This is a genomic window from Bradyrhizobium sp. USDA 4341 (assembly GCF_054063755.1).
Genome location: NZ_JBSSGO010000002.1, coordinates 7569090 through 7586231 on the forward strand (window position 1 = coordinate 7569090; position 17142 = coordinate 7586231).

The following is a 17142-nucleotide window of genomic DNA, read 5'->3' on the forward strand; positions in this document are numbered from 1 at the left end:
GTAAGCGTCGTTCTTAGGCCACAGCTTTGAGGTCTTGACGACAATAGGCCCACGGAAGCAGCTGATCGATGTCGCTGTTTGGATGGCCGTTGACGATCCTGGTGAGGGCGTCGGTCAGGTAAGCGAGCGGATCGACGTCGTTCAGCTTACAGGTTTCGACCAGGGAGGCGATGGTGGCCCAGTGCTCGGCGCCGCCGTCGGAGCCTGCGAACAGCGCATTATTCCGGTTCAGCGTGATCGGACGGATCGAGCGCTCGACGACGTTGTTGTCGAGCTCGATGCGGCCGTCATTGATGAAGCGCGTCAGGCCCTCCCAGCGTGAGAGCGCATAGCGAATGGCGTCGGCCAACTTGCCCTTTTGGCTGATCAACGCGAGCTTTGCACGGAGCCATCGCTCGAAGGCTTCCGCCAGCGACCGGATTTTCTGCTGCCGAACGAGACGGCGCTCCTCGGCGCCGCGACCACGGATGTCCCTTTCGATGGCGTAGAACTCGGCGATATGCTTGAGCGCCTCGCTGGCAATGGGCGCGGGACCGGGTGTGGCAAGTTCGTAGAAGTTACGTCGCATGTGCGACCAGCTTGCGTCAGGATAAGTCCTGGAAAGGAGGAAGAATGTGACCTGAAACCTTTCAACGTGATCCAGAGGGTTCGACGCCCTCGCGGCAAAGGCGGAGCCCGCCAGCCGGAAGCGAGTCTTGCATGGGTGACGGCAACGTCATTCGTGAAGCGTAGACAGCGGGTACTGAAGCCCTGTGGCAGCCTCGAAATCATGGTCGTGCTGAAGCCTTCGCCGTGTTGGATCCGGGGGCAGCACTGGGAAAGCCGCTATGGTCAGGCTTACCGGTTCGGCCGGGGTCTCAGAGCAGGGCAAAGGTACGGGATGGGCCACCAGGAAACCTGAGATGTCCCGTTTGTGTCCACATGAATCGGCCGGACAGGAGCACCGGCCTGAACAATGCTCCGGGCCCGATGACCGACTTGCCGAACATCGGGAGCGCAGACGCGGACACGAAACACCAAGACATGTGGAATCCCGAGGTGAAGACATAAGCTGACGGACATGCGCGGCGGGAAGTCGTAGCGGCTTCGTAGTACCGAGGAAGGCGGGGAACTGGGCTCACCGGGACCCGCTGGAGGGAAGGGAGCCGTCACGCGTTAAGACCCATTGACGAGAAACACGGGAGGGAATCCTGAGTCCCGCAAACCTGTCCACGAAACGACAATGGATAGCCGATCTGGCGAGGCAACATCCCGAGCGGGTGCTGACCGCGCTGCATCACCTGATCGACCGTGAATGGATGCTCGAGGCTTATCGTCTGACGCGCAAGGATGGCGCGCCCGGCGTCGACGGCATGATGGCGACGGACTATGAGGCGAACTTGGAGGTCAATCTTGATGATCTCCTGGCGCGCATCAAATCCGGCCGTTACATCGCGCCGCCGGTGCGACGGCACTACATCCCCAAGGCGGATGGCACAGAACGGCCGCTGGGCATTCCGACACTGGAAGACAAGGTGGCGCAGCGGGCGATTCTCCTGCTGCTGGAGCCGATCTACGAGACGGACTTCTTGTCGTGCTCGTACGGGTTCCGATCGGGACGATCGGCCCATGACGCCCTGCACGCTCTGCGTACCGGGTTCATGGAACAAGGGCTGCGCTGGTTGGTGGACGTCGATATCTCGAAATACTTCGACACCATCGACCACGCACACTTGCGCCGATTCCTCGACCAGCGAGTCACGGGCGGTGTCGTCCGGAAGATGATTGATAAATGGCTGAAGGCGGGGGTACTCGAAAAGGGCATCCTGCGCCGCACGACTGGTGGAACGGCCCAAGGCGGCGTGATCTCGCCACTGCTTGCAAACATCTACCTGCGTTATGTGCTGGACGAATGGTTCGAGCAGGTGGCGCGACCGCGGCTCAAGGGGCGGTGCCAACTGGTTCGATACGCTGATGATGCGGTGATTGCCTTTGAGGACCACCTGTCCGGCAAGCGATTGCTGAACGTGTTGGCAAAGCGGCTTGATCGGTATGGGCTTCAACTCCATCCGGCCAAGACTCGCTTCGTAGACTTCCGGTTCAAACGCCCAGGCGGACGTCATCCTGCGACGGCGGGAACCACGTTCAACTTCCTTGGCTTCACCCACGTGTGGGGTCTGTCGAGGCAAGGCAAGAATGTCGTCCGTCAGATAACGGCAAAAGACCGTTACGCACGCGCGCTGGCTTCTGTGATGGAATGGTGTCGGCAAAACCTGCACTGTTCGTTCAGGGAGCAGCACGCCCATCTGTCACGGGTAATCCGGGGGCACTGCGCCTACTACGGCATCTCCGGAAACGGCCGACGCATCAGATGGTACCACCACCAAGTCACGCGGTCATGGAGGAAATGGCTCGCACGGCGTGGCCGCCACAGCAATCTGCCGTGGACGCGCTTCCGGGCCATGCTCGCGCGATACCCACTGCCAACAGCCAAGATCGTCCACCAATATGCCGTCTCGTGAGCGAAGCTTGCGCGTGAAGAACCGGATGCGGGTAATCCGCTCGTCCGGGTCTGTGAGGGGCGGGGATGGCAACACCCCCGCCTACTCGGCAAGCCGCGAGTTGGATATCGCCGCCTTCACTCAGGCGATCGAATCCGGGATAGCCGTCGACCTGCACAACACCTTTGAACTTGGCCAGATGGGAGGCAGGCCGCTCGGCCTTCCGGTCGGGACTGTAGAGATAGACGACAGCCGGTGGATCGGGTCCGTTCCAGGGCCGGTCGTCGCGGGCATAGACCCCGAGCCGGCCGGTCTTGGTGCGGCCCCGGCCTGGATCGAGCACCGGCATCGTCGTTTCATCGGCAAACAGCTTTGGCCGCTGCTTGAGCTTGGCCAACAGACGCTCGTGCAGTGGACGCAGGTGCCAGGCGGCATGGCCGACCCAGTCCGCCAGCGTCGAACGATCCAGCACGATGCCCTGACGGCCGTAGATCTGCGCCTGCCGGTACAGCGGCAGATGATCGGCATATTTGGACACCAGGACCTGGGCGACGGTGGCTTCGGTCGGCAGCCGCGCTAGATAATTATTAAGAATTTTGTCGGCCGTGGCCATGAATTTCCCCACTGATGCCTTTCGTAAGTTCTTCGTCCTTGTTGGTGACGGCCTTGATGTGCGTGCCGTCTATTGCCAGTAACTCCCGTCCAAAGAGATCGAGCCGTCGGACTAGGCTATGAAGTCGCGGAAAAATAATTTGAAAGTACGTCTATCTTCCAATGCCACCCGGCTTTCAGTCGCCGGCTGAGAAACCGCAACGGAAAAGAACCAATGCGTGTTTGAGTCTGGAAGCGCTAGGAAGGCTCCGATCAACTCGTTGTCAGTTGGCTTCCAGGCGTGAGAAGTCCGGCGTCTGGCCGCGTCGATGGAACACAGCTCCAGATCGGGCGAGACGAACTCAGCGGCCTCGACGCGGGTCGTCGCTGGGGAACCCCACTTCATTGAAACTCGCTCCACGTGTCGGTGCACGAAAGCTGAACCGAGGCTACAGCGCCCGCGAGAAGCGGGAGAGGCTATCGACAATCGTAAGCATTGCAAGCTCTTGTCCTGTTGCTCCAACTGGTCTTAGAAAAAGTCCGTCGCCCCAATCTCGTTCAAATCGGGTCGCGGAGAGCGGTTTATTCGCACCTTGGAGGTGATGCGATTGAGTGTTGTTGCGCCGCTGCCGGCTCAACTCGTGGTACACAGGCTCTGCGCGCCGGCTGCGCAATTTGTAAACGGGCGACGGTATCTCAACTACCGCCAGCTGCTCGTGTTACGGCGCGACGGTAAGCCATCGGGGATCCAAGCGGATGCACCGCTTTCGTAGAAGCAAGGACTGATCGTCGTCGCAAGCCCCCAAGGCCGTGGGCGCCCGCCCCCAATCCTGTCGGAAGCTAAGATCGATTTATAGGCCCTGTTTCAGGGACGATAGCTTTGACATCTTTGGAGGCGACGAAGTCGGGAGCTGCCGAACTAGCATCCCCTCCGACATTCGAGAGACCATTATAGCAGAAGAAAAGGATTCGTCGTCCCACAGGAGAGATGTTAGGCGGCGAGGCGTGGATCAATGCGCTGGAAAAGATGAGCATCGTGCCCCTGCGGCCAAGAATTGCCTCAATCCCGAATTTAGCAGCGGCTGAGCTCACCTGAGCTCGGCTAAGGTAATAATCGTTGGTCGGCAATAATCCAGCTATGTGCGAGCCAGGCATCACGAACATCGGGGCGTTGACCAGCGTCACATCGTCCAGGAACAGAGCTATGCTCAAGGCGTTGGGGCTCGGCACGCGGTCCCGGGCGCTCCAAAAAGCTAAATCCTGATGCCAAGCGAAGTCGCCTCCTGCGAAGGGCACCTTTGCACCCAACCTCGACTGATAAAGATAGACGTCTGTTCCGAGCGCCTCGCATGCCGCGCCAGCACATCGGTCGTCTCTCGCAAGACGTGAGAACACGGGCGAATCAAGATGTATGCCATATCGAATGCGCAACGATGTCCCATCGTTCTCGTAGCTGACTCGTTTCGCGTCAGGGCAGGGAACGTCGGCCTCCCTGCAGATTAGCGCCAATTCCTTGTCATCAAACGGACTCTCCAGCACGGCGAAACCGCATTCGTCGTAGCGGACTTTCAGTGATGTCGCGTGTTTCATTTACAGGCACCCTAGTAAGTGGAAATCTAGCAAATGGGAGTGTGGCGAGCAAAGTTTAACCTTATAGAGGGCTGAGATGCACCTACCAGTATTCGGCGAATCCTTTTTTGCCGGCGATCCGGACCCCGCCCGCAAGTATGCGACGCAGTGTTGTCTGCTGCGCCAAGCCGAAGTTAATCGAAAACTTGAGAGTTCGATCCGATTCGCCATGTGCGCGGACGGCGTTTTCAGTGGATCTCGCCTCCCGAAATGGCGCACCGGCGAGAAAAGCGTAAAGCCATGCTTGGCTGGATTACACATAATGTTTCGAGTTAGGGGGCATCATGGTCGATGAGGCCGGCGAAGCTAAGCAAGATTACAATGCCCTATTTGGATGTCATCGGCCGATTTGGTCCATTTGAATGGGCGGGAATCCGTGTCATGATGATTGATGAACTCCATAATGCTGGCGCGCAAAGTCTGGACACTGCGATAGAGGCTTGGCCGAATTGTTATCAGTGATGAGCGAAGAAGCGCTCAACCTAATTGACGTTGGATGAATTGGTCTGCATACAAAGGACGTGCCAGAGCGGCGTCTCTAGTTGGGGGCCGGGGATGGGTGGCATAGTTGTCCACGACAAGATGGACGTCGAGATTGCGCGGACGGCGGAGCGCCTGCATTTGGGACTTCTCATCCCTCAGGACGACGGCGTACTGAGCGGATCCCGACCAGTTGCGCACCTTGGCCCCGAAATCCGGATCCGTCGAGAGCTTAAGTCGCGGTGATGAAGCCCTATCTGTGGCCTTATGGTCAACCGCAGCTAAAGCGATATCGGCACGGCGATTTGCCGGAACACCGCGTCGCCGGGAGGATTAGGCGAAGAGTGAGGCCTGCGTCGGAATCGTTGAGGATTGGCTGCTGGGCGGCTGCGGAAACGAACTTTTACAGGCTGACCGAGCCCAATAATGCGGTCGCCGAGTGGCTGACCAAGGTTAATGACGGGCGGGTGCTGCGCCAGTATGGTCACACACGGCGCGCGATCTTCGAGGAAATTGACGCGCCGAATCTTAGGCCGCTCCCCAGCGGTCGTGGGTTCATCGGAATGGCGCTGATCCGGGGCGGCCTCGACTATCACGTCGACACTGCTACTCAGTGCCCTACCGCTTCGCTCGTGGCGAGATAGAAGCGCGGATCTGTGCACGAACGATTGAAATCTTCCTGGCGAGCGAGCGTGTCGCCACGCACATGCGCGGCAGCGGCAACGGGCGCACGACGAACATGCCTTCAAGCCACCGGCGCTATGGCGAGTAAACGCAAGCAAAGATCCGCAGCAAGCCAAGCCGGATCGGCCCGCTGCCGGATCTACCGAAGAATGACCCGGCGTTCGTCGAACGCGTAGGGGTGGACTGCCCCGGCCCAGTGTCGTGTTGAGAAAGTGAATTTCCAAATCAATTGAGTCGCTATTCAACTACTCCTCAGAAGGGAGGCAGTGGTGGTTCGGGGCTGATTGCGGATCGTGAGTGGATGTTCTCTGAGCCTTTTGTGGACGCAACCGGAAGCAAGCGCGGACGTCCGCCGCAGAACCACCCGCGCATGCTGGATGCCGTGTTTTGGATCACGCGGACCGGCGCACGGTGGACGCACCTTGATCAGTCCTTTGGAAACTAGTCGTCTATTATCGGCAATTTCGTCGCTGGACGGTTTCTGGGGTATGGGACGCGATGTTGGAGGCAATGAATAAAGCTGGGCGATTGCCACGTAGCGTCCAGATGGTCGGTGCCACGATTGGCCAGGCACACCATCAGCCGCCGGAGCAAAAGGGACTCGGCGCCAGGGTTTTTGGCGCTCAAAAGATGGCTTCACGACAAAGAATTATCTCCGCAACAATGCTCAAGGTCTCCCGATCCAGCTAGACATCACGGGCGCGGCGAAGTCTCGGATTACGCGATGTTGTTGAGCAAGCCGGCGCTGTTTTAACAAGCTGAAGAACTCGCGCCGCCTCGCTACACGGTACGACAAAACTGCCTCAGCTACCTCAGCATCATCAACATCGCTGCCGTCTGCCTCTGGACCAAACACTTTGTCAACATGACCTAAGAGGCGGCGATTGATAGCGTCGGCTGTGAGGAAGCTTTCGGTGCGTTGGCCGATGCCTATCTGAGATCAATTTTGCCGAGCCTAACAGGGCATAAGGCGGAAAACGATTGGAAGCGCGTCATTGAATGTCGATGCAGTTCAATCCGGCCTAGCAGCAGGCCGATCCGTCGCGGGTGCCGTAGCGAGCATCCAGGAAGCCCTTGAGAGCCCCAAACGCTATTTCGCCATCGGACTTGTTGACGCCGAGAACGAGAAGCTGCGCGTGGCGCTGCAGACGCTCAAAGAGATGATTTTCGGGAAGCGCTCGGAGCGGCTTGCGGTGATTGTCGCGGCCCAACTGGCGCTCAAGCTGGGCGATCTCGAGACCGACGCCACCACGCTACCTGCGCCGACCAACGACTCTGCGCCCGCGACGAACCCGTCCGACAAGCCGCGCAAGAAGGCGCGCCGCAACATCGGCGCGCTGCCCAAGCACCTGCCGCGTTGCGAGCAGGTGCTGGAGCCGGCGGCGACCGCGTGCCCGTGCTGTCAGGGTCAGCTTCACAAGATCGGCGAGGACGTCAGCGAGGTGTTGGACGTGATCCCGGCGATCCTGCGGGTGCTGCGGACGATCCGTCCCAAATACGCCTGCCGCGGTTGCACCGACGGCGTGGTCCAGACGAAGGTGCTGCCGCGTTTGGTTGAGGGCGGCATGGTATCGACGGCACTCGTGGCTCACGTGGTGGTCTCGAAGTTCGCCTGGTATCTGCCGCTGTACCGCCAAGTGCAGATCCTGGCTGGCCAGGGCATTCAGCTCGACCGCGCGACGCTCGCCGGCTGGGTCAAGCGTGCGGCTTGGTGGCTCAAGAGCCTTTATGAACTTCAGCTGCGGACGATCCAGGCTGCGCCGCGGCTGTTCTGCGACGAGACGCCGATGCCGGTGCTCGATTCCGGGCGACATCGCACCCGTATCTGCCAGTTCTGGGCGCATGCGATGGATGATCGCCCATGGGGCGGCCCATCGCCGCCGGCGGTCGCCTATGTGTTTGCCGATGGCCGCGGCACCGAGGCGATCGCCGGGCAATTGACCGGCTTCTCCGGCATTCTGCAGGTGGATGGCTATGCCGCCTACAAAGCGCTTGCCCGCGGTCATGGCGGCGCGATCCAGCTCGCTTTTTGTCTCGCCCATGCTCGCCGCAAATTCGTCGAGGTGTACAAGACGATGTAGTCGCCGTTCGCTCACGAAGTGATCGAGCGCCTGCACGCGGTCTATGCCATCGAGGCCGAGATCCGCGGTTTGAGCGCCGAACAGCGCTGGCCGCCCGCCGCACCAGGACCGCACCGCTGATGGAGGTGCTGAAGGCGCGACTGACCTCGATGCTCGACCAACTGTTCTCCCAGTCGAAGCTGGCGGAGGCCATCAACTATACGCTCAATCACTGGGACGGACTGACGCTGTTTCTCCGCGACGGCCGCGTCGAGGTCGACAGCAGCACCGTCGAGCGTTCAATGCGCCCGATTGCGATGGGACGGCGGACTCATTGTTCAGCGGCAGCGAGGGCGGCGCTGAGAGCTGGGCAATTCTTGGGTCGCTGGTCAATACGGCAAAGCTCCACGAACTCGATCCGCAGGCCTATCTGGTCGATGTGCTGGAGCGCATCGTCTCCGGTCAGACCAGGAGCCACCAGTTGCACGAACTTCTCCCCTGGAACTGGAAGGCGGCCCGCGAGCTCAGCGCACGGGTGGCTGCATGAGCCGGCGCCGCCGCTCATCATCATCTTCATCATCGATGGCGGCAGCCGCGATGCCGCTCGACGAGCCTGGAGCCTGGGCTGCAGGCTCGCGCCAAGCAGCATCCCGTCGCCACGAGTCTTCCCATGCTCGACGGCTATGTCGACGCTTCAACCACGGCGGCACGCCGGAATTCGCTGCGATTTCGGCCGTCGCGCTGCGCCACAACGACATCAGTAACGTTCTTTCCACCGCGCCACATCGGTTCGCGCCGATCCATCGCCGCAAGCCGGATGGCGACGTTGATGCGCGGCCGTGGTGCCAGGGATTCCATGCCGCCATGCGGCTGAGACTATCGGCCTGGGCCTCGCTGCTCGACATCCGAACATAAACCACGGCTTGCTCCTGCCCATCCTGCGCCGCGATTGTGGCCGGGCCGGTGTCAATGAGTGCGCCCGACTGGATCTGTCCGCTACTCGCCATCGCGCGGACGTTCCCCGATCTCAGGTGGTGTCGGTATGCGGATGACGGGTTGGTACATTGTCGGAGTGATTGCATTGCGTCGACAATCAAGGGCATCCACTGCTTGGACCGCCAAGGCCAGGCCGCGAGACCGAGGAATTCCTGCGTAACGCCCATACCGACATTCCGGACGTCGTCGAGGCCATGCGCCAGTACTGGATGCCGACCCGCTACGCTCGCGCGCGCTGATGCCTGCAGACGTGGGAGCTCATACCGGTTACGGTCGATCTCCCGACCATTTTAGGCGCGGAGGATGTCCGCGCATTCCGGGTTTAGCTAGGTGTTTAGTCCCGGCATTTGGTGGAGCGGATTGACAGAGAATCGTTCGGGTCGAGCAGACCAGGCTTTGCAAATAAACTCATAGGGGGGGAGACCCTTGAGGGTTTTGAGCCTGCGACCGAAGTTGTGGGCAGTGATGAAGTCGGTGAGGTGCTGGCGGAGCTGGTCGTGGTGCTCGTAGTAGAAGCGTTTGACGGTGGCATCCTTGATGGTCCGGTTCATCCTCTCGACTTGGCCGTTGGCCCATGGATGCTTGGACTTAGTCGTCCGGTGCTCGATGTCGTTTCTGGCCCAGGCGAGTTCGAAGGCGTGAGCACGGAATGGCTCACCATTGGCGATTACCCCCTTGATCAGTGGAACGACCGTCCCTCCGGCGCCGGGCGTGGTGAACTGAATGCCATTGTCTGTGAGCACGGTGTGGACCATGTAAGGGACGGCCGAGATCAGCCGCGGCAGGAAGTCTCTTGAGATGGCGGTCGTGGCCTTCTCGTGCAGCAGACTTGCAGGTTCGCGCCGATTGTGAATCGTCTGTCAGTGATGGAACAATAGCGCATCCTTTGATTCGGAGGACAAGGATGCTCCATCAAGGCCTGGGATCAAACATCTAGTGCGTCGGAGGTCTCAAGGCTTGCGCTTAGCCCGACTGTCTGTCCCTTGAGGTTTTTGTAGGACATGAGGCGGGAGCCCGATCCCGGATGGCGGTCGTGCTGAGTGCTGACGAGGTGGCGAGCGCTCTGGAGGCGATTTTCCGAACCTGAAGAGCCGGGTTGTATTGACGACGGTCTAACGGGTATCGGAAGTGATGTTTCTCAAGATCACGGATATCGACAGCCAGGGGATGGTGATCCAGGGCAAGCAGGGTAAAAGGCGGTAGGGATCGTTGCGACATGCTCCCACCCCAGCTTCTGAGGATCCTGCATGCCTATTGGCGGTTGACCCGACCAACGCTCTGGCTGTTTCCAGCTCGCGATGGCGCGGCGCTGCTTGAGCCTATCGCGCTGCACGTCGACGCCTGCCGTTCAGCTGCGACCGATCTTCTGGATAACGACGCCGATGTCCGCGTCCTCCAGGTATTGCTTGGTACGCCGGCCTGTCGAGCGCGGTCGCGCTACGTTCAGGTCGTCACCAAAACGATCAGCCAGCACCCGAGTCCGCATGATCGCCCGCGACCGGAGATCGTTCCGCCCAGGTGATTCGGCACGTCATGGGGGCGCTCTTGGAAGGGAGTGGATGTATTCCGCCGCCGGGGCGAAGCCCTTCGACCGGCGCATGTCGGTCACGTCAAGCGCGCCGAAAGGCACGTGAAGGGCGCCATCACGGCACGCCGGACGGCGGTGCTCGGTGGCCATGTCGAGCGGAGCGACGACTGCGGTGCTACGCGCATCGGCTGCAACTCCTGTCGCAATCGACATCGACCGAGTGCCAGGACTCGGCGCGTGCGCAGTGGCTCGCCGAGCGACAAGCCGAGCTCGTTCCCGTGTCGTACTTCCACGTCGTCTTCACCTTGCCTCCGGAGAGATTGCGTCTTCCGTCCCTGCATCCGAAGTCGAATGCATCCCAATGCCAGTGCGACACCGTCTTATTAGACCGGCGCGACGACTATTTTCCAATCTTGACCTCGCGCCGATTTCGATCTGATGAACCCACCAGGAGAGATAGGTGCGATCGCAGTGGGAAGATGTAACACTGGCCGCCAACCAACAGGAGATGAGATAAGACAGGAGATGAGATAAAGCTGATGACATGAGGTAAAATGGTGATGGAACGAAAATGTTGATGCGATGTTTGGCACCGGACCCACCTTGGGCAACTGCTCTCATTCCACGTGATCGCATTTCTATTCTGAGCAGATAGCTTTTGGGTCAATCATCCGAGCGACATTCAGTAAGACGCTCAAGATATCGATAATCGATTGGACCGATCGGTCAAATGCCATGAGTGGACTTGGATGTGGCAGCTGAACAGCCTTGCTTGGCGAAAGAATATAGCAACATGGAGAATGCGACTATGAGTGAAATGGTCATGAGCGACAATGTCATTCCGCGTGCCGATGTTGTCAAACTGACGGCGCGCGTTGGTGCTGAAATCGGGGGCATCAAATTGTCGGGTGACTTGCCGGAAAAGACTATCACCGCAATCAACGGCCTTCTGCTTGAGCACAAGGTCATCTTCTTCCGCGATCAGGGCCACCTAGACGACGCGGAGCAGGAGCGCTTTGCTCGTCGCTTTGGAGCACTACATCCGGAGTTGCTTTCTACCAAGGGAACGATGTGGACCCTTGACCTTGACTCCGCACGCAGAATCTTCCGCGCTGACTTCTGGCACATCGATTGGTCCTGCTTGGATGCCTATCCCAAAATTTCGGTGCTGCGAGGAGTAGTGATCCCACCGGTCGGCGGCGACACGGTGTGGTCGAACACTGCGGCCGCATATCTCGACTTGCCGTTGCCGCTGCAACGGCTTGCCGACCACCTCTGGGCCGTTCACAGCTGCGTAGTAGTTGCTCGCCCTACCGAAGCCGATAGTAATCGTAATGACGAAGCTCGTACTATAGCGAGATTCGAGACTGAGCATCCCCTCGTGCGTGTTCATCCGAAGACCGGCGAGCGCACAATGGTGCTAGGCGCTTATGCGAAACGTTTTGTTGATGTCCCTGAACATGATGGCCGGCGACTGTTTGATCTATTTGAGTCTCATATCACTAAACCGGAAAACACGGTGCGCTGGAACTGGAGGCAGGGTGACGTTGCCATATGGGACAACCGCGCCACGATGCATTATGCAGCTGATGATTACGGCGAGGAGCGCCGCGTCGTCCGCCGCGCGGTGATCGAGGGTGAGGTGCCCGTCAGCATCGATGGTCGGTGCAGCCTAGCGCGTATCAAGGAGATTAAGAAACTGGCTGCGAGTGCCGTCTAGGAGCAGTCCCGGGATTTTCCGGAGCGGGTTGTGTTTGAAACGCTCTGGCTGGGAAGTCCAGCATTTGCAGATATATTCGTAGGGGTGTGAGGCAACTCAGGGTCGTCAACTGCCGAGCGTAGGTGTAGGCCATGATGAAGTCGGCCAGGGGAGCTTCGAGCTGATGTGTCGATCGTAGTGGTAGCATTGCGGGATCGCTTTCTTGATTGTGCGGTTTGTGCGCTCGACCTCACCGTGGGTCCAGGGATGCTTGTCTCTGTCAGTCGATGTTCGATTGTGTGTTCCTGACGTCGCACGTTGAACACATGCGTCACGTATCTCGTCTCGTCATGTTCCCACCACAGTGTCTGAGGATTCTGCGCGCCTATTGGCGGTTGACCCGACCAACGCGCTGGCTGTTTCTTGCTGGGGATGGCGGGGCCGCTTGAACCCACCAGCTACTGCCGCCTACTGCTCAGCTCGCTCTGCAGCCAGCCTAAGCAAGCACGCGACGGTGGATAACGCTGTGGCACAGTTTTGCGACCCAACTTCTGGATAACGACGCCGATCAACCCGAGCGCAAAGACCGTGCCCGAGGGCTTCAAGACCGAGGCGTGCTGGCCAACGGAACCTATAATAACAACGACTTACGCTAGACCATCGCTAAGCGGCTAGGAGACCCCGTCTGGCGGAGTTGGTGAGCGATCGGCCGTAAGCGGCAAGCTGGGGCCGTCAGGCGGTGTGGTTCCATGGCATAAGCGCGTCGAGTTCGCTGCTCGGCCAACCGTTGGCGATACGCTGAAGTGTTACGGCGAGCCAGGCGAACGGATCGACGTTGTTCATCGTCGCCGTCTGCAGCAGTGTCGCGATGGTCGCCCAAGTTCGTCCCCCGCCGTCCGAGCCGGGGCCATAATGCCGGGTTTCTGACATTCGAAGCAGTGATCGCCTATCCATACCACCCGCTGACTGGCCGAACGGTCGTGGTGACCGGCGATCATGAGCACGACGGTGTTCATTATTTCTTGATTCGGCAACCGCAGGGCGGCTCCTTCCAGGTGCCGGGCTGGATGTTTGATCCGGCGGCATGTTCGACGGAGATTGTAGCGGTTCCGCGCCTTCCCGTCAGCCAACTTCTCGAACTTCGTAGTCTGATTGATCAGACCGTAGCCTGTCGTCCGGAGGAAGTAAGCCCCGGAGGATTCGGCGATGAGAAGGCGGTGTCGTACGCAAATGGATCTGTTCCTTCCCCTAACCCGGCGACATGAGAGGCGCCGAACGCCAAAGGGCGCTGGCGCTTCTGCGAGCATTGCTGACGGAAGCGGCGACGAAGCCGGCCAACGAACCTCAGGCCAGCAGCAAAAAGGAAGCCGGCAATGAGTAAGGTCACGCCTGCACACCTGGCTCGCGCCGCTTTCGTGTAGGTCCGCCGATCGACAGTGTATCAGGTCGTCAACAATCTTGAGAGCCAGCGACGCCAGTATGGCTTGGTCGAACGCGCGCGGCAGCTCGGCCGGGAGGACGTCCAGCTTGTCGATTATGATCTCGGCCGATCCGGTGGCGGAACGGTCCGACCGGGCTTCGAGAAGCTGCTGGCCGCAATTTGAAGAGCGGCTTGGCGCCGTGGTATCGCTCGAGGCATCACGCCTTGCCCGGAACGGCCGGGATTGGCACACTTTGCTGGAGTTCTGCGGCCTGGTCGGCACACTGATTGTCGATGAGGAAGCCATCTATGATCCACGCTCACCCAATGACCGGCTATTGCTTGGTATGAAGGGCACCATGAGTGAGATGGAGTTGTCGATCTTCCGGCAACGGTCCCTTGAAGCCATGCGCCAAAAGGCGCGACGAGGCGAACTCCATTTGACCGTCGCCGTCGGCTACGTGAAGACGGATGACAGCCGTATCGAGAAGGATCCTGATCGGCGCGTCCAGGATCGGCATCTTGCTCGTCTTCCGCAAATTCGCTGAGCTCCAGTCAATCCGGCAGGTGCTGCTTTGGCTCAGGCAGGAGAACGTTCTCGTTCCAGCGATCGTGCAAGGTCGCGGCAAACGCCCGGTCGAATGGAAGGCACCCGTTTATCACACGCTATACCACATGCTGACGAATCCGGTTTACGCCGGCTCTTACGCCTACGGTCGACGGGGGACACGTGTGACGATCAAGGATGGCCGCAAGCGGATCATGCGCGACACGCTCCGGCGCAATTGGAAGGATTGGGAGGTTTTGATCCACGACCATCATGAGGGCTACATTGCCTGGACTGAGTTCGAGATGAATCAACACCTGATCGCCGACAACGCCAATGGGAAGAGCTATATGGGGCGCGGCTCTATAAGACGTGGCGAAGCCTTGCTGCCGGGATTGTTCCGTTGCGCGCGCTGTGGCCGACGCCTGCACATCCACTACACTGCCAAAGGCGGTACCACACAGCGATACGCCTGTCGCGGAGCGTTCGGCACCAAAGCGGCCGACAACTGTATCGGCTTCGGCGGCATGCGGGTCGATCGCGTCATCGCCCAGGAGGTGCTGGATCGACTGCAGCCCCTTGGGATTGAAGCGGCGCTGGCCGCGATGGAAGCCCAGAGCGTGCATCATTGCGACAAGCGCCGGCATATTGAGAACGCAATCCAGCATGCTCAATACGAAGCCGTCCGAGCACGGCGGCAATACGACGCCGTCGATCCTGATAATCGGCTGGTTGCCAGTGAGTTGGAGCGGCGCTGGAACGAAAGGCTGGTTCAACTGCGCGACGTGGAGGCGCAGCTTGAGACCCTCAAACAGAGGCAGCATGCTCCGGCGCTTTCCGCCGCGGATCGCGCGAGGCTAATGACTCTCGGCAAGGATTTGACCAAGGCGTGGAACCGTCCTGGGGCATTCATCGAGACACGCAAGAAGATCATCAGGCTGCTTGTCAAAGAGATCATCGTCGATGTCGTGGGCGATACATTGGCGCTCATCATCCACTGGCAAGGCGGCGATCATACCCAGTTGACGGTCAAAAAAGAATAAGATCGGACAGACCCGCTGGACGGTAGAAGCCGATGTCCTCGATCTTGTTCGAGCATTGGCGAGGCAATTATCGGACACGGCAATCGCTGCGATCCTCAATCGGTCTGGCAAGCTGACTGCACATGGTGCGAGTTGGACACGATCCAGCGTCTGCAGTCTCCGGAACACCAACGGCATTCCTGTCTACCGCGAAGGTGAACGAGCCGAGCGCGCCGAAGTGACATTGGATGAAGCCGCCGACCTTCTGAAGGTAAGTCGCACGACAGCCTTTCGGATGGTCCGCAGTGGCACCCTTCCGGCCCGGCAACTGTGCGGCGGCGCGCCCTGGATTATCCAGCTCGCTGACCTGCAGCGGGACGCTGTGTGTCGCGAAGCCGATGCCAGACGATCACGTCGCCCGATATCTCGAGATCCGCAGCAAAATCTCCTTCCTTTGTAAGGGCATCACCAGATGAGCAGTATGTCGCGCCAACGTCGCTGCCGGCGAAGAGGCTATTCTTTCTCGTGATTGTTTGTGGCCGGATGGCGCGTTCGACGATGTTGGAGTCGAGCTCGATACGTCCATCGGTCAGGAAGCGTTCGAAGATGGCACGGCGCGAGACGGCATAGCGGATCGCCTCGGCCAATTTTGATTTGCCGAAGATCCGCCGCAAGGTCTGCTGCCAGAGATCGAAGAGATCTGCGACGATCGCCGCGGAGGTTTGCTGGCGCGCGGCAACGCGAGCGTCGGGGCTTTGACCGCGCACGGTTTTCTCGACCTGCGAGAGCCTTGCCATCCGCTCGACCGTCGCCGTTGCCACTTCTGAGCTCCCCGCAACATGCAGCTCGTAGAACTTGCGTCTGCAGTGTGACCAGCTTGCGTCAGGATAAGTCCTGGAAAGGAGGAAGAATGTGACCTGAAACCTTTCAACGTGACCCAGAGGGTTCGACGCCCTCGCGGCAAAGGCGGAGCCCGCCAGCCGGAAGCGAGTCTTGCATGGGTGACGGCAACGTCATTCGTGAAGCGTAGACAGCGGGTACTGAAGCCCTGTGGCAGCCTCGAAATCATGGTCGTGCTGAAGCCTTCGCCGTGTTGGATCCGGGGGCAGCACTGGGAAAGCCGCTATGGTCAGGCTTACCGGTTCGGCCGGGGTCTCAGAGCAGGGCAAAGGTACGGGATGGGCCACCAGGAAACCTGAGAGGTCCCGTTTGTGCCCACATGGAAAGCCGGCACGGAGCACCGGCCACAACAACGCTCCAGGCCTGATGACCGACTTGGCGAGCATCGGGAGCGCGCACGCGAACACGAAACACCAAGACATGTGGAATCCCGAGGTGAAGACATAAGCCGACGGACGCGCGCGGCGGGAAGTCGTAGCGGCTTCGTAGTACCGAGGAAGGCGGGGAACTGGGCTCACCGGGACCCACTGGAGGGAAGGGAGCCGCCACGCGTTAAGACCCATTGACGAGAAACACGGGAGGGAACGCTGAGTCCCACGAACCTGTCCACGAAACGACAATGGATAGCCGATCTGGCGAGGAAGAATCCCAAGCGGGTGCTGACCTCGCTGCATCACCTGATCGACCGTGAATGGATGCTCGAGGCCTATCGCCTGACGCGCAAGGATGGCGCGCCCGGCATCGACGGCATGATGGCGACGGACTATGAAACGAACCTGGAGGCCAATCTCGATGATCTCCTGGCGCGCATCAAATCCGGCCGTTACATCGCGCCGCCGGTGCGACGGCACTACATCCCCAAGGCGGATGGCACCGAACGGCCACTCGGCATTCCGACACTGGAAGACAAGGTGGCACAGCGGGCGATTCTCCTGCTGCTAGAGCCGATCTACGAGACCGACTTCTTGTCGTGCTCGTATGGCTTTCGACCGGGACGATCGGCCCATGATGCCCTACACGCCCTGCGTAATGGGTTCATGGAGCAAGGGCTGCGCTGGGTGGTGGACGTCGATATCTCGAAATACTTGGACGTGGCTTCATAATAC

12 protein-coding genes and 10 pseudogenes are annotated in these 17142 nt (G+C 59.8%); 14 read left to right on the forward strand and 8 right to left on the reverse strand.

The features are described from left to right. Positions 1 to 13: 13 nt before the first annotated feature. Positions 14 to 577: pseudogene (tnpC, locus tag ACVIGB_RS41715) on the reverse strand (IS66 family transposase); the annotation flags it as partial. A gap of 682 nt (positions 578 to 1259) precedes the next feature. On the opposite strand from tnpC (ACVIGB_RS41715), the gene ltrA reads away from it, so the two are divergent. Next, on the forward strand, positions 1260 to 2501 hold the full coding sequence (gene ltrA / locus ACVIGB_RS41720; protein ID WP_456718262.1) for a group II intron reverse transcriptase/maturase: 1242 nt from the start codon (positions 1260 to 1262) through the stop codon (positions 2499 to 2501). 88 nt (positions 2502 to 2589) lie between these two features. On the opposite strand, the pseudogene ACVIGB_RS41725 reads toward ltrA, so the two are convergent. The 3 genes and pseudogenes from ACVIGB_RS41725 to ACVIGB_RS41735 form a co-directional block, all read right to left on the reverse strand. Then, positions 2590 to 3051 (reverse strand): annotated as a pseudogene (locus ACVIGB_RS41725) (IS66 family transposase); the annotation flags it as partial. Between the two features lie 153 nt (positions 3052 to 3204). Next, positions 3205 to 3477, reverse strand: a complete 273-nt coding sequence (locus ACVIGB_RS41730) for a hypothetical protein (protein ID WP_456718261.1) — start codon at positions 3475 to 3477, stop codon at positions 3205 to 3207. A gap of 434 nt (positions 3478 to 3911) precedes the next feature. Then, entirely contained in the window at positions 3912 to 4661 is a 750-nt protein-coding gene (locus tag ACVIGB_RS41735; RefSeq protein WP_456718260.1) for a phytanoyl-CoA dioxygenase family protein, read from the reverse strand. A 1129-nt stretch (positions 4662 to 5790) separates the two neighbouring features. On the opposite strand from ACVIGB_RS41735, the pseudogene ACVIGB_RS41740 reads away from it, so the two are divergent. From ACVIGB_RS41740 to ACVIGB_RS41765, 6 genes and pseudogenes are all read left to right on the forward strand, one after another. Next, positions 5791 to 5952, forward strand: a pseudogene (locus ACVIGB_RS41740) (Mu transposase domain-containing protein); the annotation flags it as partial. Between the two features lie 192 nt (positions 5953 to 6144). Continuing rightward, positions 6145 to 6738, forward strand: a pseudogene (locus ACVIGB_RS41745) (transposase). A gap of 286 nt (positions 6739 to 7024) precedes the next feature. Continuing rightward, the gene (tnpC, locus tag ACVIGB_RS41750) at positions 7025 to 7945 is read left to right on the forward strand and encodes an IS66 family transposase (RefSeq protein WP_456724946.1); all 921 of its coding nucleotides are present in this window, start codon (positions 7025 to 7027) and stop codon (positions 7943 to 7945) included. Between the two features lie 119 nt (positions 7946 to 8064). Then, a pseudogene (locus ACVIGB_RS41755) lies at positions 8065 to 8211 on the forward strand (IS66 family transposase); the annotation flags it as partial. A 47-nt stretch (positions 8212 to 8258) separates the two neighbouring features. Beyond that, positions 8259 to 8471, forward strand: a complete 213-nt coding sequence (locus ACVIGB_RS41760; protein ID WP_456724945.1) for a transposase domain-containing protein — start codon at positions 8259 to 8261, stop codon at positions 8469 to 8471. Between the two features lie 50 nt (positions 8472 to 8521). After that, positions 8522 to 8839: a UPF0149 family protein gene (locus ACVIGB_RS41765; protein WP_456724944.1), complete on the forward strand. Its 318-nt coding sequence runs from the start codon at positions 8522 to 8524 to the stop codon at positions 8837 to 8839. Between the two features lie 407 nt (positions 8840 to 9246). Here the strand turns inward: ACVIGB_RS41765 and ACVIGB_RS41770 are convergent. Continuing rightward, positions 9247 to 9708: pseudogene (locus ACVIGB_RS41770) on the reverse strand (integrase core domain-containing protein); the annotation flags it as partial. 767 nt (positions 9709 to 10475) lie between these two features. Between ACVIGB_RS41770 and ACVIGB_RS41775 the strand changes: the two are divergent. Both ACVIGB_RS41775 and ACVIGB_RS41780 read left to right on the forward strand, forming a co-directional pair. Then, positions 10476 to 10762: pseudogene (locus tag ACVIGB_RS41775) on the forward strand (transposase zinc-binding domain-containing protein); the annotation flags it as partial. 494 nt (positions 10763 to 11256) lie between these two features. Next, positions 11257 to 12168 carry a TauD/TfdA dioxygenase family protein gene (locus ACVIGB_RS41780; RefSeq protein ID WP_456724943.1) on the forward strand — a complete coding sequence of 304 codons (912 nt, stop codon included), beginning with the start codon at positions 11257 to 11259 and terminating at the stop codon, positions 12166 to 12168. Here ACVIGB_RS41780 and ACVIGB_RS41785 read toward each other — a convergent pair. Beyond that, positions 12121 to 12488 (reverse strand): annotated as a pseudogene (locus ACVIGB_RS41785) (IS481 family transposase); the annotation flags it as partial. The gene ACVIGB_RS41780 and the pseudogene ACVIGB_RS41785 sit on opposite strands and share 48 nt — an antisense overlap. Before the next feature lie 391 nt (positions 12489 to 12879). Continuing rightward, a pseudogene (locus ACVIGB_RS41790) lies at positions 12880 to 13050 on the reverse strand (transposase domain-containing protein); the annotation flags it as partial. Positions 13051 to 13085: 35 nt separating this feature from the next. On the opposite strand from ACVIGB_RS41790, the gene ACVIGB_RS41795 reads away from it, so the two are divergent. From ACVIGB_RS41795 to ACVIGB_RS41810, 4 genes are all read left to right on the forward strand, one after another. Continuing rightward, positions 13086 to 13412: a DUF5372 family protein gene (locus ACVIGB_RS41795; protein WP_456724942.1), complete on the forward strand. Its 327-nt coding sequence runs from the start codon at positions 13086 to 13088 to the stop codon at positions 13410 to 13412. Positions 13413 to 13683: 271 nt separating this feature from the next. Further along, complete coding sequence (locus tag ACVIGB_RS41800) at positions 13684 to 14115, forward strand: recombinase family protein (RefSeq protein ID WP_456725308.1); 432 nt, start codon at positions 13684 to 13686, stop codon at positions 14113 to 14115. After that, complete coding sequence (locus ACVIGB_RS41805) at positions 14090 to 15157, forward strand: recombinase family protein (protein ID WP_456724941.1); 1068 nt, start codon at positions 14090 to 14092, stop codon at positions 15155 to 15157. The genes ACVIGB_RS41800 and ACVIGB_RS41805 overlap by 26 nt, the downstream gene beginning before the upstream one ends. Before the next feature lie 274 nt (positions 15158 to 15431). After that, positions 15432 to 15596, forward strand: coding sequence for a hypothetical protein (locus ACVIGB_RS41810; RefSeq protein WP_456725307.1), 165 nt, complete (start codon positions 15432 to 15434; stop codon positions 15594 to 15596). Between the two features lie 28 nt (positions 15597 to 15624). Here ACVIGB_RS41810 and ACVIGB_RS41815 read toward each other — a convergent pair. Next, positions 15625 to 16011: pseudogene (locus ACVIGB_RS41815) on the reverse strand (IS66 family transposase); the annotation flags it as partial. Positions 16012 to 16692: 681 nt separating this feature from the next. Here ACVIGB_RS41815 and ACVIGB_RS41820 point away from each other — a divergent pair. Then, complete coding sequence (locus ACVIGB_RS41820; RefSeq protein ID WP_456749303.1) at positions 16693 to 17139, forward strand: reverse transcriptase domain-containing protein; 447 nt, start codon at positions 16693 to 16695, stop codon at positions 17137 to 17139. Positions 17140 to 17142 lie beyond the last annotated feature (3 nt).